At 74.9% G+C, this 24255-nt stretch carries 20 protein-coding genes; 14 read left to right on the top strand and 6 right to left on the bottom strand.

Features of this window, described 5'->3' with window-relative positions; translation table 11 throughout:
* Window positions 1-492: 492 nt before the first annotated feature.
* The 5 genes from AC3CHW_RS05520 (at window position 493) to AC3CHW_RS05500 (ending at window position 7833) form a co-directional block, all read left to right on the top strand.
* Window positions 493-1731 (top strand): ATP-grasp domain-containing protein, encoded by a 1239-nt coding sequence (locus AC3CHW_RS05520; protein WP_488469743.1) that lies wholly within the window; start codon window positions 493-495, stop codon window positions 1729-1731.
* Between the two features lie 56 nt (window positions 1732-1787).
* Complete coding sequence (locus AC3CHW_RS05515) at window positions 1788-3704, top strand: IucA/IucC family protein (protein WP_488470971.1); 1917 nt, start codon at window positions 1788-1790, stop codon at window positions 3702-3704.
* A 147-nt stretch (window positions 3705-3851) separates the two neighbouring features.
* A complete protein-coding gene (locus AC3CHW_RS05510; RefSeq protein ID WP_488470970.1) occupies window positions 3852-5693 on the top strand; it encodes an IucA/IucC family protein in 1842 nt (613 codons plus the stop codon).
* Window positions 5690-7144, top strand: a complete 1455-nt coding sequence (locus AC3CHW_RS05505; RefSeq protein WP_488469742.1) for a type III PLP-dependent enzyme — start codon at window positions 5690-5692, stop codon at window positions 7142-7144. Before AC3CHW_RS05510 ends, AC3CHW_RS05505 begins: the two co-directional genes overlap by 4 nt.
* A gap of 188 nt (window positions 7145-7332) precedes the next feature.
* Window positions 7333-7833, top strand: coding sequence for a ribonuclease FAU-1 family protein (locus AC3CHW_RS05500; RefSeq protein ID WP_488469741.1), 501 nt, complete (start codon window positions 7333-7335; stop codon window positions 7831-7833).
* A 175-nt stretch (window positions 7834-8008) separates the two neighbouring features.
* On the opposite strand, the gene AC3CHW_RS05495 is transcribed toward AC3CHW_RS05500, so the two are convergent.
* Complete coding sequence (locus tag AC3CHW_RS05495) at window positions 8009-8683, bottom strand: response regulator (RefSeq protein WP_176164787.1); 675 nt, start codon at window positions 8681-8683, stop codon at window positions 8009-8011.
* Window positions 8684-9414: 731 nt separating this feature from the next.
* On the opposite strand from AC3CHW_RS05495, the gene AC3CHW_RS05490 reads away from it, so the two are divergent.
* From AC3CHW_RS05490 to AC3CHW_RS05470, 5 genes are all read left to right on the top strand, one after another.
* Window positions 9415-9999, top strand: a complete 585-nt coding sequence (locus tag AC3CHW_RS05490; RefSeq protein ID WP_488469740.1) for a TetR/AcrR family transcriptional regulator — start codon at window positions 9415-9417, stop codon at window positions 9997-9999.
* A 291-nt stretch (window positions 10000-10290) separates the two neighbouring features.
* On the top strand, window positions 10291-10974 hold the full coding sequence (locus AC3CHW_RS05485) for a nitroreductase (RefSeq protein WP_488469739.1): 684 nt from the start codon (window positions 10291-10293) through the stop codon (window positions 10972-10974).
* 84 nt (window positions 10975-11058) lie between these two features.
* A complete protein-coding gene (locus AC3CHW_RS05480) occupies window positions 11059-11739 on the top strand; it encodes a GOLPH3/VPS74 family protein (protein ID WP_488469738.1) in 681 nt (226 codons plus the stop codon).
* Window positions 11740-11835: 96 nt separating this feature from the next.
* Window positions 11836-14463 carry a hypothetical protein gene (locus AC3CHW_RS05475; RefSeq protein ID WP_488469737.1) on the top strand — a complete coding sequence of 876 codons (2628 nt, stop codon included), beginning with the start codon at window positions 11836-11838 and terminating at the stop codon, window positions 14461-14463.
* Between the two features lie 79 nt (window positions 14464-14542).
* The gene (locus tag AC3CHW_RS05470) at window positions 14543-15553 is read left to right on the top strand and encodes a Gfo/Idh/MocA family protein (protein WP_488469736.1); all 1011 of its coding nucleotides are present in this window, start codon (window positions 14543-14545) and stop codon (window positions 15551-15553) included.
* A gap of 26 nt (window positions 15554-15579) precedes the next feature.
* Here AC3CHW_RS05470 and AC3CHW_RS05465 read toward each other — a convergent pair whose 3' ends face one another.
* A complete protein-coding gene (locus AC3CHW_RS05465; RefSeq protein WP_488469735.1) occupies window positions 15580-16281 on the bottom strand; it encodes a class I SAM-dependent methyltransferase in 702 nt (233 codons plus the stop codon).
* A gap of 159 nt (window positions 16282-16440) precedes the next feature.
* Here AC3CHW_RS05465 and AC3CHW_RS05460 point away from each other — a divergent pair, with 159 nt between their 5' ends.
* Window positions 16441-17034, top strand: a complete 594-nt coding sequence (locus tag AC3CHW_RS05460; protein WP_217189692.1) for a helix-turn-helix domain-containing protein — start codon at window positions 16441-16443, stop codon at window positions 17032-17034.
* Window positions 17035-17107: 73 nt separating this feature from the next.
* Here the strand turns inward: AC3CHW_RS05460 and AC3CHW_RS05455 are convergent, their stop codons facing one another.
* Window positions 17108-17959: a GNAT family N-acetyltransferase gene (locus AC3CHW_RS05455; RefSeq protein WP_488469734.1), complete on the bottom strand. Its 852-nt coding sequence runs from the start codon at window positions 17957-17959 to the stop codon at window positions 17108-17110.
* Between the two features lie 574 nt (window positions 17960-18533).
* Here AC3CHW_RS05455 and AC3CHW_RS05450 point away from each other — a divergent pair.
* Window positions 18534-18911 (top strand): GntR family transcriptional regulator, encoded by a 378-nt coding sequence (locus tag AC3CHW_RS05450; RefSeq protein ID WP_176164794.1) that lies wholly within the window; start codon window positions 18534-18536, stop codon window positions 18909-18911.
* Between the two features lie 54 nt (window positions 18912-18965).
* On the opposite strand, the gene AC3CHW_RS05445 is transcribed toward AC3CHW_RS05450, so the two are convergent.
* The 3 genes from AC3CHW_RS05445 to AC3CHW_RS05435 all read right to left on the bottom strand — a co-directional run bounded on the left by AC3CHW_RS05445 (window position 18966) and on the right by AC3CHW_RS05435 (window position 22521).
* On the bottom strand, window positions 18966-20057 hold the full coding sequence (locus tag AC3CHW_RS05445) for a DUF5925 domain-containing protein (RefSeq protein WP_176164795.1): 1092 nt from the start codon (window positions 20055-20057) through the stop codon (window positions 18966-18968).
* Window positions 20058-20413: 356 nt separating this feature from the next.
* Window positions 20414-21013, bottom strand: a complete 600-nt coding sequence (locus AC3CHW_RS05440) for a hypothetical protein (RefSeq protein WP_488469733.1) — start codon at window positions 21011-21013, stop codon at window positions 20414-20416.
* Between the two features lie 275 nt (window positions 21014-21288).
* Window positions 21289-22521: a S8 family peptidase gene (locus tag AC3CHW_RS05435; RefSeq protein ID WP_488469732.1), complete on the bottom strand. Its 1233-nt coding sequence runs from the start codon at window positions 22519-22521 to the stop codon at window positions 21289-21291.
* Window positions 22522-22852: 331 nt separating this feature from the next.
* Here AC3CHW_RS05435 and AC3CHW_RS05430 point away from each other — a divergent pair, with 331 nt between their 5' ends.
* Together AC3CHW_RS05430 and AC3CHW_RS05425 are read left to right on the top strand one after the other, a co-directional pair.
* Complete coding sequence (locus AC3CHW_RS05430; protein WP_488469731.1) at window positions 22853-23674, top strand: SGNH/GDSL hydrolase family protein; 822 nt, start codon at window positions 22853-22855, stop codon at window positions 23672-23674.
* Window positions 23675-23954: 280 nt separating this feature from the next.
* Entirely contained in the window at window positions 23955-24218 is a 264-nt protein-coding gene (locus tag AC3CHW_RS05425) for a hypothetical protein (protein WP_176164798.1), read from the top strand.
* Window positions 24219-24255 lie beyond the last annotated feature (37 nt).

The following is a 24255-nucleotide window of genomic DNA, read 5'->3' as shown; positions in this document are numbered from 1 at the left end:
CGCGTCCCCGAACTCTCCTGGCCCGCTTGCCGCCTCCCACCGCGCCCGCGGCCCCTCCCGCGCCGCGTGGCCGAACGTCGTCGCCGTGCGTGACCCGTCAGGGGGAACGCTCCCACGGGCGGGGGTGCCACTCGATCGGGGCGACTACCGTCAGTGGTGCCGGCCCGGCCGGGCGCCCCGGCGGGAGCCGGCGCCCCCGGCGGGGACGGGCGCCCGTGCGTGGTGCGGGGCGTGGGGGCGCGGCGAAGGGGGAGCTGGCGATGAGGGGGTCGCGGTGGGGCGAGGGGCGACCGGCGGCGCGGGCGTCGCGCGGGGCGTGCGACGACCGGTGCGCACGCCGCCGGCGGAGGGTGGCCGATGGGGCACCTGACGGCGGAAGGTGCCGAATTGACAGGCTTAGGTAAACCTAACCTACTGTCTGGTCGAGCGAAATGATCTCCTCGCTGTCCCGCCCGAAGGGTTCGCCCCTGCGCTGAAAGGCTCCCCCCGCCCGTGCGGCTCCACCTCCTTGCCGTCAACCCCACCGACTCCGTCACGGAGGGCTTCCTCCCCGCCGCCGCCCGGCTCGGCTGCGCCGTCACCGTCCTCACCGACCAGCCGGCCGCCCACGAGCGCGCCTACGGCCGGTACGCCGCCACGGGCGGCACGCTGCCCGAGCTGACGTACCTCGCCTGCGACGTCACGGACTTCCGCGCGGTCATCGCCGCCATCGCGGCCACCGGCCGGCCCGACGCGGTGTTCAGCAACAGCGACCACCTCCAGGCGCAGACCGCGCTGGCCGCCGACTTCTTCGGGCTGCCGGGCAAGGACTGGCGCGCGGCGCTGCGTACCAAGAACAAGGCCCAACTACGGCGCGCGCTCGCCGAGGCCGGGCAGGACGTCGTCTTCTCCGCCGAACTCCACCCGGAGCCGCCCCCGGCCGACCCCGAACGCCTGGCGCGCGCGGTGCGGCGGGCCGACCCGCCCTACCCCTGCGTGGTCAAGCCGCGCGAGGGCGTCGCGAGCGAGGACGTCGCCCTCGTGGCGGACGAGGCCGAACTCCTGGCCCGCTGTCGCGAGATAGCGGCCCGGCGGCCCGGCGCCGCCCTGGTGGTCGAGGAGTTCCTGGCCGGGCCGCTGCACACGCTGGAGACCCTGGGCGACGGCACCTCCCTGCACCCCGTCGCCGCCTTCGCCACCGAACTGTCCCCGCCGCCGCACTTCGTCGAGGAGCGGCTGCGCCTGCTGCCGGGCCCCGCCCCGCACGCCGACCAGGTGCTGGCCCAACTGCGCGCGCTGGGAGTCGGGTTCGGCGCCTGCCACACCGAGTACGTGGTGCAGGGCGACCGTGCCAGGATCATCGAGGTCAACTACCGGGCCATCGGCGACCGCTGCGACCTGGCCCTGGCCGACGTCCTCGGCATCCCGCTCTTCGCGCACGTCCTGCGCACCCACGCCGGCCAGCCCCTGCCCCCGTCGCTGGTCCCCGACCACGCCGGCCGGATGCGGATGGAGTACGTGATCGCCGACCGCGCCGGCACGCTGACCGCCGCGCCGGGCCCGAGCGAGACCGTCCACGACGGCGTACGCCTCGACTACCGCCCGCTGCGCGAGATCGGCACCCACCGGCCGCTGCACCACACCAACCGCGACTTCCTCGGCGTACTGTGCGCCACCGGCACCGGCCAGCGGGCCGTCGACGAGGCCGTGGCGCGCTTCCTGGCCGCCCACACCTGGGAGATCCGGCCGTGAACCGCGCCGCGCCGCGCGGACCGGGCAGCCCCGGCAGACCGAGCGAGCCGGCGAGCGTGGCGTCCCCGGCGGAGCCGGACGGGGCGCGGAGCCGCCTCCCCGGCCCGGACGGGGCCGGGGAGGCGGCCGGCGGGCCGCACGACGCGCTCGCGGGCGACCTGTTGCTGCGGGTGCTCAGCACGCTGCTCCGGGAGGACGCCTACGGGCTGCGCACCGGCGCCAGCCCGGAGCGCCGCGCCGACGGCGACTGGCTGCGCCTCGCCCTGCCGGACGGCCCGGTGTCGCTGCCCGTCGAGGCCGACGGCTTCCAGTGCGAGGTGCGTGCCAGGCGCCCCGTCCTGGAGGCCGAGCACGGCACGCTGGCCGGGCTGGGACCCGTACTCGGCCGGCTGCGGGCCGCGGTCGAGCCCGTGGACCGGCCCGGGTTCGACGCCTTCGTCGCCGAGTGCGAGCAGGAGGCGGCCACCCTTCGCCTGCACGCCGCGGCCCGCCCCGACGTGCTGCGCCAGTTGGCCGCGCGGTACGGGCCACGGCCGGCCCGGCACTGGCGGGGCCTGGCCGGCTCCCTCGCGTACGACACGCTCGCCGCCCACCGCGACCACCCGGTCTACCCCACCGCGCGCGCCAGGCCCGGCCTGGAGGTGGCCGGGCTGCGCGCGCACGCGCCGGAGTTCCACCCCGCGTTCGCGCTGCGCTGGGTGGTCGTGGCGCGCGCGGCGGTGCGCGCGGGCAGCGGCCCGCTGCCCGCCTGGTGGCCCGCGCCCAGCGCGCTCGGCCACCCCGGAGCCGACGGCGACCACATGGCCCTGCCGGTCCACCCGCTCACCGTGGGCCCGCCGCTCACCGCCGCGCTCCGCGAGGCCGGCCTCGCCGGTCGGGCGCGTCTCGCGCCCCGGGCGTGGCTGACGGTGCGGCCGACGCTGTCCATGCGGACCGTCGCCGTCGTCGACGACCCCACCGTCCACCTCAAGCTGCCGCTGACCACGGCGACCCTCGGGCGCCGCAACCGGCGCACCATCAAGCCCGGCACGCTCACCGACGGGGCCGCGGGCCAGCGGCTGACGGCGACGCTGCTCGCCCGCGAGCCCCGGTTCGCGGACACCGTCCTGCTCGCCGACGAACACACCTACCTGCACGCCGGGCACGAGCTGCTCGCCGCCCTGGTACGCCGCTACCCGGCCGGGCTCGACCGGGCGCAGGTGGTGCCGCTGGCGGCGCTGGCCGCCCGTGGCCCGGACGGCTCGCTCGTCGCCGACGCGCTCGCCGACCGCTTCTACGGGGGCGACCTGCTGGCCTTCGTCGACGCGTACTTCCGGCTGCTCCTCGACTGGCACGTCACGTGCTTCGGCTACGGTGTGGGGCTCGAAGCCCACCAGCAGAACACCTCGCTGGTGCTGGACGAGGCGGCGGGGCGCACCCGGCTGCGGCTGCTCGTCAAGGACCACGACGGGCCCCGGGTGCACCGGGCCCGGCTCGCGGCCCGCCTCGCCACCACCGCCCCCACCCCTTCCGCCACCGACGCCCCCACCACCGGCGCCCCGAGCGGAGCCGTCGCCTCGCAGTCGCTCGGCTTCGACGACCCGCGCATCCTGGTCGACGGAGACGGGCCCGTCGCCGACGTGTTCACCACCATCGCGGTGCACCTGTGCGCCGGGGCCCTCGCCTTCGAGCTGGCCCGCGCCGGCCGCGCCCCGCTGGGCACCCTCATCGACCTGCTGGTCGACCGCCTCACGGAGGCGATCGACCAACTGGGCCCGGCCGCCGCCCCCGCGCCCGCCACCGGCCCGGCCGCGCTCGCGGCGCCCGATGCCGTGCTCCGCGCCCGGGTGCTCAACGCCGACCGGCTGCCGGTCAAGGCGATGGTGACCGCGGGCACGCTGCTCGCCAAGGAGCGTTCGGGGGCCGCCGACGTGAACAAGCACTACGTCAGCGGCCCCAACTACCTGCTGCGTCCCTCACGCTGGAGCCGCTGAATGTCATCCACCCTGCCCCGCCTCGCCGCCCCGGCCCTCGTCTCGGCCGACGAGGTGGTGGCCCACACCCTGCTCAACTGCCTGCTGCGCGAGATGTCGGGCCCGGAGCGCCACACCGCGGTCAGCGAGGGGCACTTACAGCTCCGCATGCCGCGCAGCGGCGTCCTGCTGCGCGTCCGACTGCGCCGCACCTCGCTGATCGGCGCGCACCGCTTCACCGGTCCCGTGGCCGAGCGCCGCGGCGACGCCTGGGCCGAACTGTCCTGGCGCGGCCTCGCCGCCCGCGTGGACCGGGAGCTGCGGCTGCGCACCGGGGTGGCCAACGACGAGTTCATCGAGCAGGTCGGCCTCAGCCACGCCGGCATCACCGCCGCGCTGCGACACACGACCGCCGACCCGGACCGCGCCGCGCTCCCCACCCCACCCACCGGCGCCGACCACCCGAGCACTCCACCCGCCCCGGCCACCGGCACGCCGGGCCGCGTCCCCGCCCAGGACCCACCCGCCTCGGCCGGGCGGCCCACTCCCGGCACGCCGTCCGGGGGCCCGCCCGAGCCCGTACGGCACGAGAGCCCGCCGCGCCCGCCGGCCGGGCCGGGGCGGGCCGCCGGGCCGCTCCCGTACGGGCGGGGCGCGCGCCGCGACCGGAACCTGACCTACCTCGCGTCCGAGCAGTCGCTGCTGTTCGGCCACCGGTTCCACCCCACGCCCAAGGCCCGCTCCGGCAGCGCCGACGGCTGGCGCCGGTACGCGCCCGAGACCGGCGCCCGCTTCCCGCTGCACCACCTCGCCGTGCGCGCCGACCGGGTGCGGCAGGAGGCGGTGTCCGAGGACGCGTTGGCCGCCCTCGACCGACAGCGCCCGGTCCCCGACGGCTACCTGCCCCTGCCGGCGCACCCCTGGCAGTACGCCATGCTGCGCGACCACCCCGCGCTGCGGGCCGCCATCGCCCGCGGCGACGTCCGGGACCTGGGCCCCGGCGGACCGTGGTTCACGCCGACCGCGTCGGTGCGCACCCTCTACGACGGGCGGGTGTTCCTGAAGTTCAGCCTCAACGTGCGGATCACCAACTGCCTGCGGAAGAACGCCGAGTACGAGCTGGCGGGCGCGGTGGCCCTCACCGAGCTGCTGGAGCCGGTCGCCCGCGACCTCAGCGCCCGCTTCCCCGGCTGCGAGCTGCTGCGCGAGCCCGCCTACCGCACGCTCGCGCTGCGCACCGGCGACCCCGGCGCCGACCGCGAACTGGCCGAGGGGTTCGGCGTCATCGTCCGCGAGGGCCTGACCGACCGGCTGGCGCCCGGCGTGACCGGGCTGCTGGCCGCCGCCATCGCCGACGAGTACCCCACCGGAGGCGCCCAGATCGGCCACCTGCTGGCCGCGCACCCCGCGGGCGCCGGGCCGGAGACGGCGCTCGCCTGGTGGGAGGCGTACCTGCGGCTCCTCGTGCCGCCCGTACTCGCGGCGTACTTCGACCACGGGGTGGTACTCGAACCGCACCTACAGAACGTGGTCGTCGGCGTGGACGGTGACAACTGGCCGCGCCAGGTGCTCTTCCGCGACCTGGAGGGCACCAAGCTGCTGGCCGCGCGGCACGCGGGCACCCTAGCGGCGCTGCCGGCCGACGTCGCCGGGCCCATGACCTACGACGCCCCCCGCGGCTGGGACCGGGTGGTCTACTGCCTGCTGGTCAACCACGTCGCGGAGTTGCTCGCCGCGCTCGCCGACCTCCACCCCACACTCGAACCCGCGCTGTGGCGGGCCGTGCGCCAGGTCCTCCTGGAGCGCTCCGCCGCGCACGGTGAGCCGGCGCCCCTGCGCGCCCTGGCCGACGGGGCCCCGCTGCCCGCCAAGGCCAACCTGCTGACGCGGTGGGGCCGCAAGGCCGACCGGGAGGCCGGGTACGTTCGCATCGGTTCACCGCTCGGCTCCGCGCTGTTGTCCGAGGCCGCCCGCGAGGCCGCCGCCACCCTCCCCTGGAGTCCCGCATGACCTACCCGTACCGTCCCCGCTCGACCAGCCCCGACCCCGACCCCAACCCCAGTCCCGACCCCGGTTGCCGCCCCGACGCGCCCACCGCACCGCTCCTCAACCCGGCCGCCGCCGCCCACGAACTGGTCAGCCCGCGCGCGCTGACCCACGTACGCGGCCTGCCGCCGGACGACCTGCCCGCCTACGTGTACGACCTGGACGGACTCGAGGCACACGTCGCGGCCGTCCGCAGCGCGCTGCCGCCCGCCGTGGAGCTGTACTACGCGGCCAAGGCCAACCCCGCCGCCGAGATCCTGCGCGCCATCGCCACCCACGTCACCGGCTACGAGGTGGCCTCCGGCGGGGAGCTGGCCCACGTCGGGTCCGCCGTGCCCGGCGCGCCGCTGGCCTTCGGCGGCCCGGGCAAGACCGAGGCGGAGCTGCGCCGCGCCCTCGACCTCGGGGTGCAGCGCTTCCACGTGGAGAGCGAGCACGAACTGCGGCTGCTGATCGGCCTGGTGGCGGCCCGCCCCGACGCGGACGCGCGCCCGGTCGGCGTCCTGCTGCGGGTCAACCTGCCGGCCGAGCCGGGCGCCGGTCCTCCCGTGGGGGGCCACGGCGGCCCGCGCGAGGCCGACAGCGAACACGTCCCGACCCAGCGGGTGGCCCCCGAGTCCGGCCCGGGCGCCAGCGCCCGGCCGGCGCTGGCCATGGGCGGCCTGCCCAGCCCCTTCGGCCTCGACCCGGACCAGCTCAGGCGGCTGCTGCCGGCCTTCGCCGAGGAGGGTGCGGCCACCCGGGCGGGCCTGCGGCTGCGCGGCATCCACGCCCACCTGGCCAGCGGGCTCGACGCGCGGGCCCAGCTCGCCGTGGCCGACCGGATCGTGCGCTTCGCCCGCACCCTGGCCACCGAGGCCGGCCCCTGGTTCGCCGCGCAGCTCACCGAGGTCAACGTCGGCGGCGGCATGGCCGTCGACTACGGGCGCCCGGGCGAACGCTTCGACTGGGCCGCCTACGGCACCGGGCTCGGCGAACTGGCGGCCCGTTACCCGGAGTTCACCCTGCGCATCGAGCCTGGCCGGGCGCTGGCCGCGTACTGCGGCTGGTACGTGACCGAGGTGCTCGACGTCAAGCACAGCCAGGGGGAGGCGTTCGCGGTGCTCCGCGGCGGCACGCACCACCTGCGCACCCCCGCGACCAAGGGCCACGACCAGCCGTTCGCCGTGCTGCCCGTGGACGAGTGGCCCCGCCCCTGGCCGCGGCCGGCCGCGACGGGCGAGCCGGTCACCCTCACCGGCCAGTTGTGCACCCCCAAGGACGTGCTGGCCACGCGGGTCCCGACGGAGCGACTGCGCGCCGCCGACCGCGTCGTGTTCGCGCTCGCCGGCGCGTACGCGTGGAACATCTCCCACCACGACTTCCTGATGCACCCCCGGCCCGTCTTCCACTACCTGGGCAGCGCCCCGTACTGACCGGCGGCCCGGCCCGCGGCCCGGCCGGGAAAACGGGTGGTCCGCGCGCCCGGCGATGGGGCAGGGTCGAGCGCCGGCCGCCGCACGGCCCGGCCGGGCGCCAGCCTGCCCCGCCGGGGCGCGGGGCGGACATCGGCGTACCCGGGCGCGAGCGCCGGCGCACGGTTCGTACGCGAGAGAGGACGCACATGGCACACACCCTGCTTCCGGGTGGCACGGTGACGGTCAGGCTGGTCAAGGGGGAGCGAACCAAGGTCAGTTACCCGGCCGAGGTGCTGGGCGACGACGGCGAGCACGTCGTCGTGCGTGCGCTGTGGGCCGGCGCGGGCGTTCGGGACTTCGGCTTCGTCCGCTTCGAGCCCGGCGACGTGTTCACCGAGCACTACTGGCGCGACCGCTGGTTCGCCGTCAAGGAGGTCCGCGCCGCGAGTGGCGAGCTCAAGGGCTGGTACTGCGACGTCACGCGGCCGACCCGGGTCGAGGGCGACACGCTCGTGGTCGACGACCTCGACCTGGACCTGTGGCGCTCGGCCGACGGCGGCACGGTGCTCCGCCTGGACGAGGACGAGTTCGCCGAGAGCGGCCTGACCGAACGCGACCCGCACGCGGCGGGCCAAGCCCGGGCCGCCCTGGACGCGTTGGAGGAGCTGGCCCGCGCGGGCGGCTTCGACGCGCTGCTGGCCGCCTAGCGGCCCGCCACGCCCCGGCCGGTCCCGGGGGGCCCTGGCCGGCCGCGGCGGCGTCCAGCGGGCCGTGGCGGCCGGCACGCGGCCCGTGCCACGGCGGCGGGGGAGCCGCCTGGGCCACGGCGGCGGGGGGAGCGGCGCGGCCCGCGTCGCTCCCCCCGCGTGGCTGGGCGGACGCTCAGGCCACCCACCGGTAGCGCCGCTCGGGCCGCCCCGTCCCCCCGTAGCGCAACGTGACGTCGGCCCGCCCCGTCTCCGCGAAGTACTCCAGGTAGCGGCGCGCGCTCACCCGGGACAGCGTCCCGGCCGCCGCGCACTCCGAGGCGGACAGCCCCTGCGGATGCTCGCGCAACACCCGCTCCACCAACTCCGCCGTGTGCTGCGCGAGCCCCTTCGGCAACTCCCGCGAACCCGGCGGCCGGGTGCCGAAGATCTGGTCCACGTCCTCCTGGCTCGCCTCGTCCAGACCCGCCAACCGGCTGCGCAGCGCGCCGATGTGCCGCAACTGCTCCTGCAGGGCGCTCTGGTGGAACGGCTTGATCAGGTAGTAGAGCGCCCCGGAGCGCAGGGCGGTGCGGATGGTGTGCGCGTCCCGCGCCGCCGTGATGAACAACGCGTCCACCTGGTGCCGCGGGTCGCGCGCCCGCAACTCGCGCAGCACGCTGAGCCCGTCCATGTCCGGCAGGTAGACGTCGAGCAGGACGAGGTCGGGCCGCAGTAACTCCGCGGCGCGCAACGCCTCCGCGCCACTGTGGGCCACTCCGGCCACGGTGAACCCCTCCGTGGCCGCGACGCAGCGGCTGTGCAGTCTGGCGACCATGAAATCGTCGTCCACGACCAGGACTCTGGTCATCGACGCCCCCCTTGCTCGTGCGACCCGCCCTGGAGCGGGCGGTGGCTGTGCTCTTCCCCCGCGGCCGACGTGAACTCAACGACCACAACGTCTTTTAATACCGGAAGCGAGACAATGAGGTAACCCACGGGCAGCATGTGGGCCACGTCACGGCCTCCCCGACCGTGCGAGGCGGTCGGTGTTCCCCCCGGCACCGACCGCCTCGTCCCTTCTTCCGGAACCGCTCCACCCTCCCCGTTCTCCCCGCCCGTGCGGCGCTCACCGCGACCGCACCACAGACCACAACCCCCGGCCGAGCCCCGCTCCCCCCTCACGGGGCACGGCAGTTCCGCCCTGGCGCGTTTCGAACCCCCCCCTCCGCGCGCCAGGGCGGATTTTTCATGCGCGGGTGTCCTCAGGGCTCCGGCCGTCGGGCCTTCGGGCCTTCGGGTCTTGGAGGCTCCGGTCCTTCGGGTCTTCGAGTACGGACTCCGGTGTGCGCGGGGCCCGGTGCACGGGGCGCGGGGGCCGGCCTGAGCGCCGAAGTCGGGGCACGCGGGCGCCCGGTCCCGGTGGCCGCCCGGCCGGCCTGGTGGCGCCGATACGCCGAGTTGACCTCACCGCGTACCGATCGGTACAGTCGCCTGCGTACCGATCGGTACGCGTGGTGGGCGCGCTCAACGGGCGCGCCGTCGCCACGCGTCCGCGCGGGGCGCGACAGCGGGCCCGCGCAGCGAGGAAGGGGCGCACGGATGGTCGACGGCAGCGGTACCCGCTCTCCGGCGGGCGAGCGGGTCTGGCGCGCCGCCTGCGAGCTGTTCTCCCGCGAGGGCATCCGCTCGGTCGGCGTGGCCGAGATCGCGGCGACCTCCGGCGTCGGCAAACCGAGCCTGTACCGCAACTTCGGGTCCAAGGACGACCTCGCCGTCGCCTACCTGCGGGCCCAGGCGGTCGCCGGGCTGGCGTCGTTCGAGGCGGCGGAGCGGGCCTGTCCCGACGACGACCTGGCGCAGCTTCGGCACGTCATCGCCCGGGTCGCGGGGGAGATGGGCACGCCCGGCTACCGCGGCTGCGTCGTCGCCAACGCCGCGATCGAGTTCCCCGACCGGGACCACCCGGTACGGCAGGCCGTCGACGAGCTCAAGGCGGAGTACCTGCGCCGGCTGACCGCGCTGGTCGCGCGACTGCCGGTGGGCGACCCGGACGGCCTGGCGTACACGCTCCAAACCCTGATGGAGGGGGCCAGCGCCACCGCCCAGTTCCACTCGGTCGAGCGCTCCCGGGCGACACTGGTCGAGGCCGCGGACCGCGTCATCGCCTCCCACCTGCGGGAGTAGCCGCGGCTCCGCTGTCGCGAGGCCGAACCCCTCACCCTGACCGACCCCGCCCGTCGCCTTGAGCCGCCGGGCGCCTTGAGCCGCCGGGCGCCGCCCCGCGCTGCCACACGCCCGGCGCCCGCTCATCCGCGCCCTCCGTATCCGCGCACCCGGTGTCCAGCGCGCCCACTGCACGGCGTTATATGCGCGTTTATCACCCCACCCACCCAGTCACTCAGCCACCCAGCCGCTCACTCACCGAGTCCGTCACTCACCGAGTCAGTCACTCACCCACTCACCAGGAGTGCCCTCATGACCATGACCGACCTCAGGCCGGAGTACGCCGAGCACCTCATCCGCTCCCGCCGCGCCGTGCGCGCCTACCGGCCCGACCCCGTACCCGACGCGACGTTGCGGAGCGTCTTCGCGCTGGCCGGCGCGGCGCCCTCCAGTTCCAACACCCAGCCCTGGCAGGTCGAGGTCGTCAGCGGGGCGGCGCGGGAGCGGCTCAGCCGCGACCTGCTGGCCGCCGCCGACGCGGGCCGGCTCTCCCTCGACTTCGCGTACGACGACGCCATGTACACCGGCGTCCACCAGGAGCGGCGCAGCCAGGCCGGCGCCGTGATGTACCAGGCCATGGGCGTCGCCCGGGACGATCTGGCCGGGCGGGCGGCGGTGAACCGGGAGAGCCTGCGGTTCTACGGAGCCCCGCACGTCGCCCTGCTCTTCATGCCGCCGGGTGCCGAGGAACGCATGGCCAACGACGTCGGCATGTACGCCCAGACGCTGCTGCTGGCCATGACCGCGTACGGCGTGGCCAGTTGCCCGCAGGGGCTGCTCGGCTTCTACGCGGACACCATCCGCGCCTCGCTGGACATCGACGAGGGCAGGCTGATGTACGGCATCTCCTTCGGTTACGCCGACACCTCGTCCCCGTGGAGCAACATCCCGGTGCCGCGCGCGGAGTTGAGCGAGACCACCCGCTTCCACCACTAGCCCGGCACCGCCACTGCCCCCGCCCCCGGGAGGGCGCACGGGGCGCGTACAGGCGACGGCGCGCGATGCGTCAGGATGAGTTCCATGGCTGGCTCACCGCCGCAACCCCTGACCCTGCCCGAAGAGTTCGTCCTCCTCTCGCACCTGGAATCCGGTCGCGTGCACGATGTGAAGCAGACGGCGACCGCCTGCGCGGCTGCCGAACTCGGCGAACTCGCGCTGCGCCGCAACCTGCTGGTTCGTATCAGGAAGACCCGGAAGCTCGGCATCGAGTTCTACCGAGGCCCGGGCGAGATGGAACTGCTCGACCCCGGGCCCACCGGCCTCGACTGGGCCGACGCCCTCCTGGCCGAGCTCGTACAGGCCACCGCCACCGCGCCCCAGCCCGTCACCGCGCGCCGTTGGCTCCGGCGCCGCGGCAGCGCGGCGCTGTCCCTGCACCGCGCCGCGCTCGCCGAACGCGGCCTGCTGCACCACAGACCCGCCGCGTCGTTCAGGAAGGAGCGGTACCACCCCGAACGCGGCGCACGCGACGCGCTGATCGACGCGGTCCGTGCCGCGTACGACGGAAGCGGCCCCCTCGACCCCCACCTGCTGTTCCTGTGCCAGTTGGTGGGCAGTGCCCAACTCAAGCGGGACTTCGGCCTCACGCGCTGGAGACACCAACAAGTAGACAGCTCCCGCGTCCCGGAGCCGCGACTCCCCGAGGACCTGCGGGACACGTTCAACGCGCTGCGCATGTACGTTCCCCGCCGGGAGGAGTGACGTCACCGTGGCGCACTTGCCCCGTTACGCGATCACCGACCGCACGCTACGGTCGCCTGCGAGGCGACCCCGAGGTGCTGCCTGAGGAGGCTGCGGATGGCCCGAGTGAACCTGCGTGCCGCGTTCATGAGCGGCATGGAGTCCACCGTTGCCGCACAGCAGGTGTTCACCAACAGAACCAACGAGGTCACCGCCTTCGGCCGGTCGGTGGAAGCCCTCCACCGGCGGCTGGACGAGGCGCCGATCTCACCGGTCGTCGACCGCGCCCAGGGGCGTCGCAACGTGCTGACCTTCTACGGGGTCGGGGGCATCGGCAAGACGACGCTCTCCCACGAACTGGAACGACGCTTCCTCGCCGACGCCCAGGCCGAGGGACACGACGACGCCGTGTCCGTACGCGTCGACGTCGCCGAGGAGGGCGCGACCGACATCGAGACACTGCTGCTGCGGCTGCGGGCGGGGCTCGGTCAACTGGGGGACCGCTGGCCCGCCTTCGACCTGGCGCTGGCCTCGTACTGGGCCCGTGCCCACCCCGGCGAGGCGTTACAGGAGTTCCTGGACGCCTCACCGGCGGTGCGCCGCGCCTCGCGCAACGTCGGGCTCAGCGAGCAGATGGCGGCGAGCATCAGTCAGGTCGTCCCCTCCGAGGTCGGCGGCCTGGCGGGGCTCGCCCACCGCGCGGCGCTCGGCACCTACCGGGCCATCCGGGACCGGGTGCGGGAGGGGCGGTTGCTGGCCGACTGCGAGCTGTTCGCGGAGTTGGTCGAAGCGGACGCCGACTACGAGACCCTGTCGTTCTTCCCCTACCTCCTGGCCTGGGATCTGGAGCGACAGCCGAGGCGGGGCCGTCGACCACGGGTGTGCGTCTTCCTCGACACGTTCGAGGTCCTGGGCGGCCGGCCCGACCGCACGGCGGAGCGGTTCGTGCAGCGTTGCGTCTACCTGATGCCCAACGTGCTCTACGTGCTCACCGGCCGGAACCGGATCGACTGGGCCGATGGGCACACGAGCGGCGAACTGGACTTCACCGGCCCCGAGCGCTGGCCGCAGTTGCACTTCAACAACGACTCGGCCGAGCCGCGCCAGCACCTGGTGGGCTACCTCTCCGACTCCGACGCCGACAGCTACCTCCGGGAGGCGCTGACCCGGGGCGGCGAGCCCGCGATGCCGGCCGCGGTGCGCGAACGCATCATCTCCGGCGGCGGGGGACTGCCGCTCTACCTGGACCTGTCCGTGTCGCACTTCGTCGAGTTGCTGGCGCGCGGTGGGCAGCCGTCGGTCCAGGACTTCGGCGGCTCCTTCACGGCCGTCGCCGCCCGCTCGATCAGGGACCTGTCGCCTGAGGAGCGCCACCTGGTGCGTACGGCCGCGCTCATCGACCGCGTGGACGCCGACCTGTTGCGGGCCGGGCAACCCGCGCTCCCCGACGGCTCCGTGGCGCGCTTTCTGCGCCGTCCGTTCCTGACCCACGACGACGCCCACGAACTGCCCTACTCCCTGCACCTGGCCCTGCGCTCCGCCATCAAGGAGGCGGACCGCGGGCTCGCCGACGGGTGGTCACACCGCGACCGGCAGGAGGTGGCCGCCCGCCTGTTGCGTCGGCTCGGCGAGCGCGTGGGGCCGACCGCCAGCCGGGCCGCGACGGCACAGGCGCTGGAGTCCGGGCTGAGGCTGGCGGCCGACTACGGCATCTTCGACGACTGGATGGCGCTCGCCACCCAGCGCCTGGTGGTGGCCGGCCAGTGGATGGAGGTGGGGGCCGGCCTGTCCGACGCCGCCACCGGGGTGCCCGAGTTCACGGCCGTCCGCGCGGCCATCCGCGGCGTCCAACTGCGGCGCACCGGGCGAGCCCAGGCGGCCGTCGACGCGCTGACCGACGCCGCCGCCGCGCTGCCCCCGACCAGCGTGACCGCGCAGCTCGTACGCCTCCACCTCGCGCACGCCCTGCGCAACCACGGCGACTACACCGGCGCGGCGGCGATCTACCGGGACCTGTTGGGCGGCGAGTTCGACGGCGCGGCCAGCTACTGGCTCTGTGACTACGACTACCTGGGCGGGCGGTTCGCCACCGCGCTGGCCACACTGCGGGAGCGGCGCAGCCGGGACGCGGCGGACGAGGGGGAGCGCCTGCGGCTGATCGGGCACGTCTGGCGGGTGAACGCCCGCTTCGCGGAGGCCACGGCGGCCTATCGGGAGGCGATCGAGCTGGCTCGCGGTCACGGCCTGGCGGCTGCCGAGGCCAAGGCGCTGGCCAACCTGGCCCAGACGGCCTGCTGGTCGGGGGAGACGGTCACCGTCGCCGAGGCGGCGGCCCACGCCCGGGCGCTCCTCGACCTCGTGCCCAACCCCGTCGAGCTCGTCAAGATCCGCTCGGCCGAGGCGGTGGTCGCGGCGGTGACCGGGGACCAGGACGCGGCCCGGCAGGCGGTCGAGGACACGCGGCGCCTGGCGGACTCGATCGGCTACCGGGGCGGCCACAACCTCGCGGACGTGGCCGAGATCCTGCTGCGCGTCCGCGCCGGCGACCAGGAGGGCGCCCACCGGCTCCGCTCCGACCTCGACGCGCGCACCCGTACCTCGGGCGGCAACACCTACTGGGTCCCCGTCGTCTCCTCCTGGCTCGCCGGCGCCGAAGCAGTGGCCCACCACCACCCTGACATCGAGTGGGTGGACGGACCCGCCGCGGCCCTCGGACGGTGGGCCGGAGTGGTCGGCTCCCGATGACGACCTTCCGACACGCAGGGCCCCCAACCGATCAGCCGCACCGCGGCGGACCACTCCACGACAGGAGCACCTCCACGTCATGAGCGACACGAGCGACGTCGTACGCGTCGGCCTGGTCGGAGTCGGGATCATCGCGCGGACGCACCGCGACGTCCTCGAAGGCCAGCCCCGCGCCACGTTGGAATTCACCGTCGACCCGCACGTCAGGGAGCCGATCGACTTCCGGGAGACCAAGCCCCCGCACTACGCGACCCTCGCCGAGGCGCTCGCGGCGCACCGGCCCGACCTGATCGTGTTGGCCACGCCCACCAGCACGCACGCCGACCTGGTCACCGAGGCGCTCACCCGGTCCTCGGCCCGGGTACTGGTCGAGAAGCCACTGGTGCACGACCTGGCCTCGCTGGCCCGCCTACGCGCCCTGGCCGAAACTCACGACGTCGCCGCCCGCGTGTTCACCGCCCACCACTTCGCCTTCTCGCCCGAGGTGCGCTGGGCCGCCGACCTGCTCGCCGCGCACCCGGAGTGGGGCCCGATCACGAGCATCACCTCGGCGTTCTACGACCCCTACGTCCTCCGTGGCGAGCAGGCATTCGCCTCGTACGGGTCAAGTTGGACGGACTCGGGGGTGAACCAGCTCAGCATGCTCGCCCGCTTCGTCCACCTCACGGCGCTGACCTCCGCGCGGCAACTGGACGACGGAGCGAGTGCCTGGTGCACCGCCGCGTTCCGCTCGCGCGGCGCGACGGGCAGCGCCCGGCTGCGTACGAGCTGGCGCACCGGCTCCAGCAGCAAGGAGACGGCGTTGACGTTCGGCCACGGCGACGTGGAGCTGTGGATCGACCACACCGCCATGACCGGGTTCGCCGCGCGCGGCGACACGCTCCTCGCCAGCTACGGCAACGACGGTCAGACGCCCCGGAAGATCGCCCACTACCGGCCGCTCTACGCCAGTCTGCTCTCCGCCGACCCCGACCCGGTCCTCGGCTTCGAGACCGCCGTCACGGTCACCGAACTCCATCACGCGACGCCCGCGCCCGACGCCAACCCGAACCCGGGATCGGGGTCGGGATCGGGGCCGGAACCGACCTAGGCCGGGCCGTGGTGGGCTCGTCGGGCTCAGCCCCCGGCGTTCGTGTCACGCCGCCACACCCGCACCGTGTTGTCTCGCCGACTGGCCGGCTGCCCGTCCGGGCCGGTGAGTTGGCGGTCGTACGTCGTCGCCACCCGCACCTCCCACTCCCGCGGCGACAGCGCGAGGTCGGCCAGGACGTCGTCGGGGGTGGGGAAGACGACGTGCGGGTCGGGGGCGGTCTCCCAGGACGGCCAGCCCGCGTGGCCGACGACCAGCAGGGTGCCGCCCGGCGCCACGGCCGCGGCGGCGGTGCGCAGGATCTGGCCGCGGGGCAGCTCGACCGGTGAGTGCAGGAAGTGCGCGGAGACCAGGTCGAAGGTGCCGGTGGGGAAGGAGCGGGCCAGGTCGTGCCGGTGCCACGCGACGCGGTCGTCGACGCCGGCAGCCCTCGCGTGCCGCGCGCCGCGCAGCAGCGCGGTGGGGGAGACGTCGACGGCGGTGACCCGCCACCCGCGCTGGGCCAGCCAGATCGCGTCGGCCCCCTCGCCGCAGCCGAGGTCGAGGGCGCGGCCGGGCGGCAGATCGGTCGCCTCCGTGCGCAGGGCGACGTTGGGTTCGCCGCTGAACAGCCGTTCGCCCGCCCGGTAGCGGGCCTCCCAGAACTCCTCGGCCGCGCCCTCGTCGGACGGGGTGGGCCCGGTGCCACCGGATGATCCGGCGGCCTTCCCGGTGGTCTTCTCGGTCATGGCGTACTGCCCTTCGTCGCAGGGTGGGGCACGGGGCAGGCGCGGGCGTGCGCCGGCCGGGCGGCGCGCCGCGCGGGCCCGGTGCCGCGGTGGTGGGGCCACCCTGCGTCGGACCGCGACAGGTTGACAAAAAGCTTTGCCAAGGCAGCAAATGGAACCATGGGTGACGAGAGTCTGGAGCACGTACTGACCGCCGTGGGGCCGAGGCTGCGCGCGCTGCGCACCGGCCGTGGCCTGACGCTGGCCCAGTTGGGCAAGGAGACCGGAATCTCGCTCAGCACGCTCTCCCGGCTGGAGTCGGGGCAGCGCGAGCCCACGCTCAAGCTGCTGCTCCCGCTGGCCAAGGCGCACGGCGTGCCGCTGGACGAGCTGGTCGGCGCGCCCGCCACCGGCGACCCGCGCATCCACCCGCGCCCCTTCACCCGCCACGGGCAGACCTGGATTCCGCTCACCCGCTTCCTGGGCGGGCTGCACGCGTACAAGCAGATCCTGCCGGTGCGCCCGCCCGACCAGCGCGGCCGGCCCGAGCAGGGCAGCCACGAGGGGTACGAGTGGCTGTACGTCCTCTCCGGCAAGCTGCTGCTCGCGCTCGGCGACCACGACCTGATCATGGGCGCCGGCGAGGCGGCGGAGTTCGACACGCGCACCCCGCACGGCGTCGCCAACGCGGGGGACCACCCGGTGGAGTGGCTGGCGTTGTACGGCGCGCAGGGCGAGCGGATGCACGTACGGGCCCGGCCCGCCAGTTCCTAGGGCGAGCGGCCCGCGACCCCCGGGCGCGCCCGCCGCCGGGGGGCGGGCGACCGGGCGGGGCCGGAACCGGTGGTCAGACCAGCGACCGAAAGACCCGGCGTTCCCCCTGGGCCGGCTCGTAGCCGAAGCGGCGGTTGATGGCCAGCATGGGCTGGTTGTCGGCGTCGTTGCTGGTGAAGGCGGCGGTGAAGCCGGCGGCCCGGGCGCGGTGCAGCGAGGCGGTCTTGACCAGCGTGGCCAGGCCCCGGCCCCGGTAGCCGCGGCGGGTGCCGGTCATGCCCGACTGGTAGCGGTCGCGGCGGTCGGTGTGGGCGACCGTGTACGCCGCTATCGCGCCGTCGACCAGGGCCGCCATGGACAGGTCGCGGTCCAGCGCCGGGTGGTCCCAGTACAGGGCGCGCCACCGGGCCAGGTCCGGGGCGGCCCCGGCGAGGTCACCCGGCTCGTCGGCGGTGGCCTCCACGTCCGCCTCGTGGAACTCGGCGACGCGGTCCGCCAGCTCCGCGACCGTGCGCAGTTCCACGCCGGCCGGCAGGGCCTCGGTGTCCGGCAGGGGCGGCAGTTCGGCCGTGGTGAGGTCGAGCCGCTGGAAGACGGAACCGCGGCTGAGCCGGTAGCCCCGGCGCTCGGCGAACTCCAGGCAGTGCGGCTCGTCCAGTGCCCACACGTAGAGCGACGTCGCGCCCTCGGCCGTCAGGTAGCGCTCGGCTTCGGCCAGCATCGCCGTGCCCACGCCGCGCCCCCGCGCGTCCGGGTGCACCGAGGGGTTGCTGAACGAGCGGCCGGGCTCGTCGGCGTCGGGGGCCAGGCCGGTGTGCGCGGTGGCGACGATCCGGCCATCCCACTCGCCGACCAGCAGCCGGTACCGCTGCGCGGCGGGGGCGTGCGCCACCTGCCACGCCACGGTTTCGGGCGTGTTCACCATGAAGGGGATGGCGGCACGGCGCACTTCGGCCACTGCCACGGCGTCTTCGGGCCGAAAGTCTCGAACGATCACAGTCATGGGGCAGCACGGTACGGGTCCGCGCGGCCCGTCGCCCCCGCATTTTTCCGGGGCCTCGCGGCGGGCGCCGCTTGGTGCCGGTGCGGCGTCCGGGACCGCGGTGGTCCACCTATCTGTGCGTACGGTGACGCCGCGACATCTGTGCGTACGGTGACGCCGCGACATCTGTGCGTACGGTGACGCCGCGACCTCCGCCGCCCGCCGCGCTCGACCACCGGCGGCTCGCCGTCATCGCCCCCCTGGCGGCGCCCAACCCATGACCGTCGCCGCGGACGGCGCGACCCGCCTGGTCCGCACGTACAGCCGAGGCCGTGGCCGACCCCACCGGGGGCCGACCGCGGGCCGGCACCGAACTCGCGCGTGGCCTCGACGCGTGACTGCGGCGTGACGACGTCGCGCTGGAACCGTGACCCCGGCACGGTGGCCCGTGCGCGGGCCGCCAACGGGCCCTGGCGACAATGGGGCGTTGGCCCCCATCCCGTCAGGAGCACACCTCGTGACCTTGTTCATCATCGTCGAGCCCGCCAGCAGCACCGCGCCCTTCGAGCAGGTGCGGGCCCAAGTGGCCGAGCAGGCCAGGAGCGGCGCGCTGCCCGTCGGCTACAAGCTGCCGACGGTCCGCGGCCTCGCGTACGAACTCGGCCTCGCGGCGAACACGGTGGCCAAGGCGTACCGCGCCCTGGAAGCGGACGGCGTGATCGAGACCCGGGGCCGGCACGGCTCGTTCATCGCCGCCGCCGGGGAGGCCGCCGAACGCGAACTGGCCAGCGCCGCCGAGGCGTACGCCCGCCGCGCCCGCCACCTGGGCCTGGACCAGAAGACGGCGCGGGTGGCGGTGACCGACGCGCTGCGCGCCGCCTACTGCGACGACTGAGCGCCACCCGCCGGCCCCGTCCCACCGGACCAGGCCCTCGCCCCTACCAGCCCCTCACAGGTACAGGCCCGCGTCGGAACCGGGCGCGGGGGCCGGCACGGAGGCCGGGGCGGTGCCGCGGCGCAGGGCGAACAACTCGGCCAGCGTCGAACCGTCCCGGCCCACGCCCTCGTCGGTGCCCAGCCAGTTCACCGCCTCCGGGCGGGTCAGCGCCCCCACCTCGATCCGGGCCAGGCAGCGCCCCGGGCGCACCACGGCCGGGTGCAGCCGCTCCAGGTCCTCGTTGGTCGTGACGCCCACCAGCACGTTGCGGCCCTGGCCAAGCAGGCCGTCGGTCAGGTTCAGCAGCCGGGACAGCGCCTGCCCCGCGGTGTGCCGGGCCTCGCCGCGGATCAACTCGTCGCAGTCCTCGAGCAGCAGCAGCCGCCAGCGCCCGCCGGCCGTGCCGTCGTCCTCGCCGATGGCGATGTCCATCAGATAGCCGACGTCGTTGAACAGCCGCTCCGGGTCGAGCACGCAGTCCACCTGACACCAGTCCCGCCAGGCCCGCGCCAGGGTGCGCAGCGCGGAGGTCTTGCCGGTGCCCGGCGGACCGTGCAGCAACAGCAGCCGCCCGGCGATGTCGTCCGGCGTGACCTTCATCAACTGGTCCATGGCCGTGGCCACCGGGGCCGTGTAGTTGGCGCGGATCTCCGGCCAGGTGCCCGCCGAGATCTGCCGCGTGGTGCGGTACGGGCCGCGCCGCGGCGAGACGTACCAGAACCCCATCGTGACGTTCTCCGGCTGCGGCTCCGGCTCGTCCTCGGCGTCCTCGACCGACTGTCGCAGCACCTTCTCGGCCAACTCCTCGGCCACCGCCGTCACGGTCACGTCGGCGCCCCGGTTCCACCGCGAGACCAGCATCGTCCAGCCGTCGCCCTCCGCGAGGGTGGCGCTGCGGTCGTCGTCGCGGGCCGAGCGCAGCACCCGGGCGCCCGGTGGCAGCAGGGTCAGCCCGGACTTGACCCGGTCCACGGAGTGGCTGCGCGCGAAGGGCTGCTCGCCGGTCGCGAACCGGCCCAGGAACAGGGCGTCCACCACGTCCGACGGCGAGTCGCTGTCGTCGACGTTCAACCGGATCGGCAGCGCCAGCTCGGTCGGCGTCATGCCCGACTCGCGCGGGCCGGCCCCCTTCGCGGGCCCACCGGCCGAGCCGGACGGCGCGGCCCCGCCCGCGGCGAGCCGATCGGCCTTCTTCGTCTGCTTCGGTGGCCTGGGCGCACCGTGGGGAGTGTTCGGGCTGGTGGGGCTGGTCGGCAGGGTCTGCCTCCGGGAATCGTGCTGGTGGTCGGCGCACATGCGGCCATGATCCGTCACCCGCGCCCCGCGCGCACGCAATTACGCAACTCCCGCGCCCCGCCCGCCCGCGACCGGCCAGGCCAGGCCGGGCCGAGCACGACGCCGCCGCCCCCGGCTCAGCGGCCGGCGGCGCACGGGTCGTTCCGTACGCGGGTGCGACCGGCTCAGCCGTGGGCCCTGGCCGCGCGGCCTGCCACCACGTGGCGTCGGAGGCGCCGCGCGCAGGCCACCAGGAAGAGGAGGAGGCTCAGCAGGCCGACGACGACCACCCCGCCGCGCGCGGACCACGTCTGGAGCGCGAGCATGACGTGGGCCACCACGAGGTCGAGCGCCACCGCGCCGGCCACGGCCAGCACCGGGCGGCTGAGCGGGTCCACGCCGCGCAGCGCCGCCGCGATGGCGGACGCGGGCGCGACGACGAGGAAGAAGAGCGTGAAGGGCGCGCGCAGCGACGACGCGATGTCCGCGAAGGCGAGCACCACGCCCACGCCACCGATGCCGAGCATCGCCCCGGCGACCAACGGGAGGGACGCCGGCGCCGGCCGCTCCTCCCGCTCGTGCTCGTACTCACGCACGTGCTCGTACTCGGGCACGTTCTCCCGCGCGCCGTCGTGAGTGGCGCACTCCTCCGCGTTCCGCGATGCCCGCCGCGTCGCCCGCCCCGCCGCGTGCCGGGGTTCGGCCGCTGGCGCGTACTCCGCGGAGCCGTGCGCGACGTGCTCCGTCCCGCTGTGCGTGGTGTCTCGTGCCGTCAGTCTCTGCATTGGCGACTTAGCCCCCCGAAGCGCCGGATGCCGGGCCTTAATGTCGCGCAGTGTACGGATGCCCGTCAAGGCGGGTTAAGCGCCCCGAACACACCGTGAACACACGTCCGTTGACCGGTCCCGGCCAGGCCACCCCGCGCCCGCGCACGCGCCCCCGGGCACCCGCCCGTCACCCGAGCGGGCCACCGGCGTCGCGTGCGCCTGGGCCGGCGCGTGCCGGGAACGGGAGGGTCGCGCCGGCGTGCGCGGGGTGGTCCGGGGTCCGGCCGGTGTGGTTACGACACGACCCGCAGCAACTTGTTCGGGGTTCCCGGACCGGGGTTGATCACCACGCCGTTGGTCGCCCCGTCCAGCACCGCCTTGGCGACCTGCGCGGGGCTCGCGGTCGGGTGCAGGGCGCCGTAGAGGGCGGCGGCGCCCGCGACGTGCGGGGTGGCCATCGAGGAGCCGGACAGCGTGCTGGTGGCGTCGTCGCCGGTGTGCCAGGCGCCGGTGATGCCCACGCCCGGCGCGAACAGGTCGACCGCCGAGCCGTGGTTGGAGGACCTGGCGGCGGTGTCCGTCTTGTCGACGGAGCCCACGGTGAGCGCCTCCGTGACGCGGGCCGGGGAGAAGTTCTGCGCGGGCGAGGCGGAGTTGCCGGCCGCCACGGCGTAGCTGACGCCGCTCTTGATCGAGTTGCGTACGGCGGTGTCCAGGGCGGTGTTGGGGCTGCCGCCCAGCGACAGGTTGGCCACCGAGGGGCCGCTGTGGTGCCGGGTCACCCAGTCGATGCCCGCGATCACGCCCGAGATCGAGCCGGAGCCCTGGTCGTTGAGCACCCGGACCGCCACCACCCTGGCCTTCTTGGCCACCCCGTGCGCGGTGCCCGCGACGGTGGAGGCGACGTGGGTGCCGTGCCCGTTGCCGTCCTGGGCGACGTCGTCCCCCTCGACCGCGTCGTAGCCGTTGACCGCCCGGCCGCCGAAGTCGCGGTGGCTGATCCGGACGCCGGTGTCCACGACGTACACGGTGGCCCCGCCGCCCGCGCTGTCCGGATACGTGTACTTCTGGTCCAGCGGGAGCGCGGGCTGGTCGATCCGGTCCAGGCCCCAGGAGGGCGGATTGTGCTGAGTGGCCGTCGCCCGAACGACGGAATCCTGTACGACGGTCGCCACCGCGAGATCGGCCGCCAACCGTCGCGCGGCTGCCGCCGGTAGCCGTACGGCGTACCCGTTCAGGGCCGCCGTGTAGACGTGGCGCACCGTGCCGCCGTAGCGGGCGACCAGCGCCGCGCCGTCGGCGGCCCTGGCGGCGACGCCGGGGCGCAGCGTGACGACGTAACTGCCGGGCAGCGCGTCGGGGCTGTCGGTGCCTTGCACGGTGCCGACGTCGGTGCCCGGCGCGTCTACCTGGGGCGCGGCGTGGGCGGGCAGGGCGACGGCGAGGGTGGCGACGGCGGCCAGGGTCGCGGTGCGGGCCGCTGCCAGGGGTCTGCGAGGTCTGCGGGGCGTGCGGGATTGTGCCATCGCGAGGGTCCTCCTCATCGGTGGCGCGTCGGTGGGGCACGCGCGTTGTGGGAGCGCGCTCACGGGGCGTGCGCGCGTGCCGGGCGGGACTCCACGTCCGGCCAGAGTGAATATCTCCCTCCCCTTCGGTGCCGAACAAGACCTCTGACGACATGACATATTCATGCCATGCGGCCGTAATTCGGCGGCGGAACGGGGTAGAAACCATGCGCAGCACACGTCCCCCCTGCGCGAATCAGGTGGGCCCCCACGGCGTACCGGCTCCCTGGCCGTCCCGCGGGCGCCTGTCTACGCGCGTCCATGGCAGCAACTCTGCCCAAGGAGGCCCCCCATGAGACTCACCCGGCTCGTGTCCGCCGCGTCCGCCGCGGTCCTGACCGCGACCCTCGCCCTCACCGGCGGCCAGCTGGCGCAGGCGGCCGACGCCTCCGTCGGCGCCCAGGCGGCCGGCGGCGACTACGTGGCCCTCGGCGACTCCTACTCCTCCGGTGTCGGCGCCGGCGACTACGACAGCGGCAGTGGCGACTGCAAGCGCAGCAACCGCGCCTACCCCAAGCTGTGGGCCGCCAAGAACGCGCCCGCCAGCTTCCACTTCACCGCCTGTTCCGGGGCCGTCACCGGTGACGTCCTGAACAAGCAGCTCGGCCCGATCAACTCCGGCACCGACCTGGTCAGCATCACCATCGGCGGCAACGACGCCGGCTTCGTCGACGTCATGACCACCTGCGTGCTCCAGTCCGAGAGCACCTGCGTGAACCGGGTCAACACCGCCCGCGCGTACGTCGAGAAGACGCTGCCCGGCAAGCTCGACGCGGTGTACTCGGCGATCAAGAACAAGGCCCCCAGGGCCCGCGTCGTCGTGCTCGGCTACCCGCGCTTCTACAAGCTCAACGGCACCTGCGTCGTCGGCCTCACGGAGAAGGAGCGCTCCACCATCAACGGCGCGGCCGACCTGCTCAACTCGATCACCGCCAAGCGCGCGGCCGACCACGGCTTCGGCTACGGCGACGTCGCGTCCCGCTTCACCGGCCACGAGATCTGCTCGGGCGACGCGTGGCTGCACAGCGTGACCTTCCCGATCGGCGACTCCTACCACCCGAAGGCCGCCGGTCAGTCGGGTGGCTACCTGCCCGCCTTCAGCTCGGCCATCTGACCCACGGCCCGGCCGACCTCGGCCAGGCACACCCTCTCCCCGCCGGCCCGTACCCGGCGGGGAGAGGGCGTCCGACGGGCGGGCGTACGGCGGACCGGTGTGCGGGCGCATCGGTGTCCCAGAGCGCGCCGATCGGCCGTACGAACGCGCCACGCTGGGAAAACGTCTGTCAACCTCCTTGACGCCACCGTGAATCCGAGGTGTGGGATGCATGGGTGACGGCAGGGGGAGGTAGGGTTACTCTGCCCGGGGCGGGTGCCTACGACGGGTGGGGAGTGTCATGGAGCAGATAGCAATGCGAAGCAGGCCACGAGTGCCTGCGATCAACTGTGGGAGCGGCGCGTCCAGTGCGCGTCTCGACCGCCACCTCGCGGTGCTCGGCGGCCCAGCGGTGCCGCAGCGCGAGGCGGAGGGCGCCACGGTGCTGATGCAGGAGTTGACCGCGCGCGACCACGCACGCACGAAGAAGAGCCGGGGTGCCCGGGTGTCGCTGTTCGCGCCGCTGCGGCGACTGCGGCGTTCGCTGTTCGGCAGCAGAGGCTGACCGACCGGACGCTGTGCCGCGTTCGACGCACGAGACT

Source organism: Streptomyces sp. MGP-BFMKR1, from assembly GCF_057766585.1.
The sequence above is the reverse complement of the archived record's forward strand: the minus strand, read 5'-3'. Positions and strand labels throughout refer to the sequence as shown.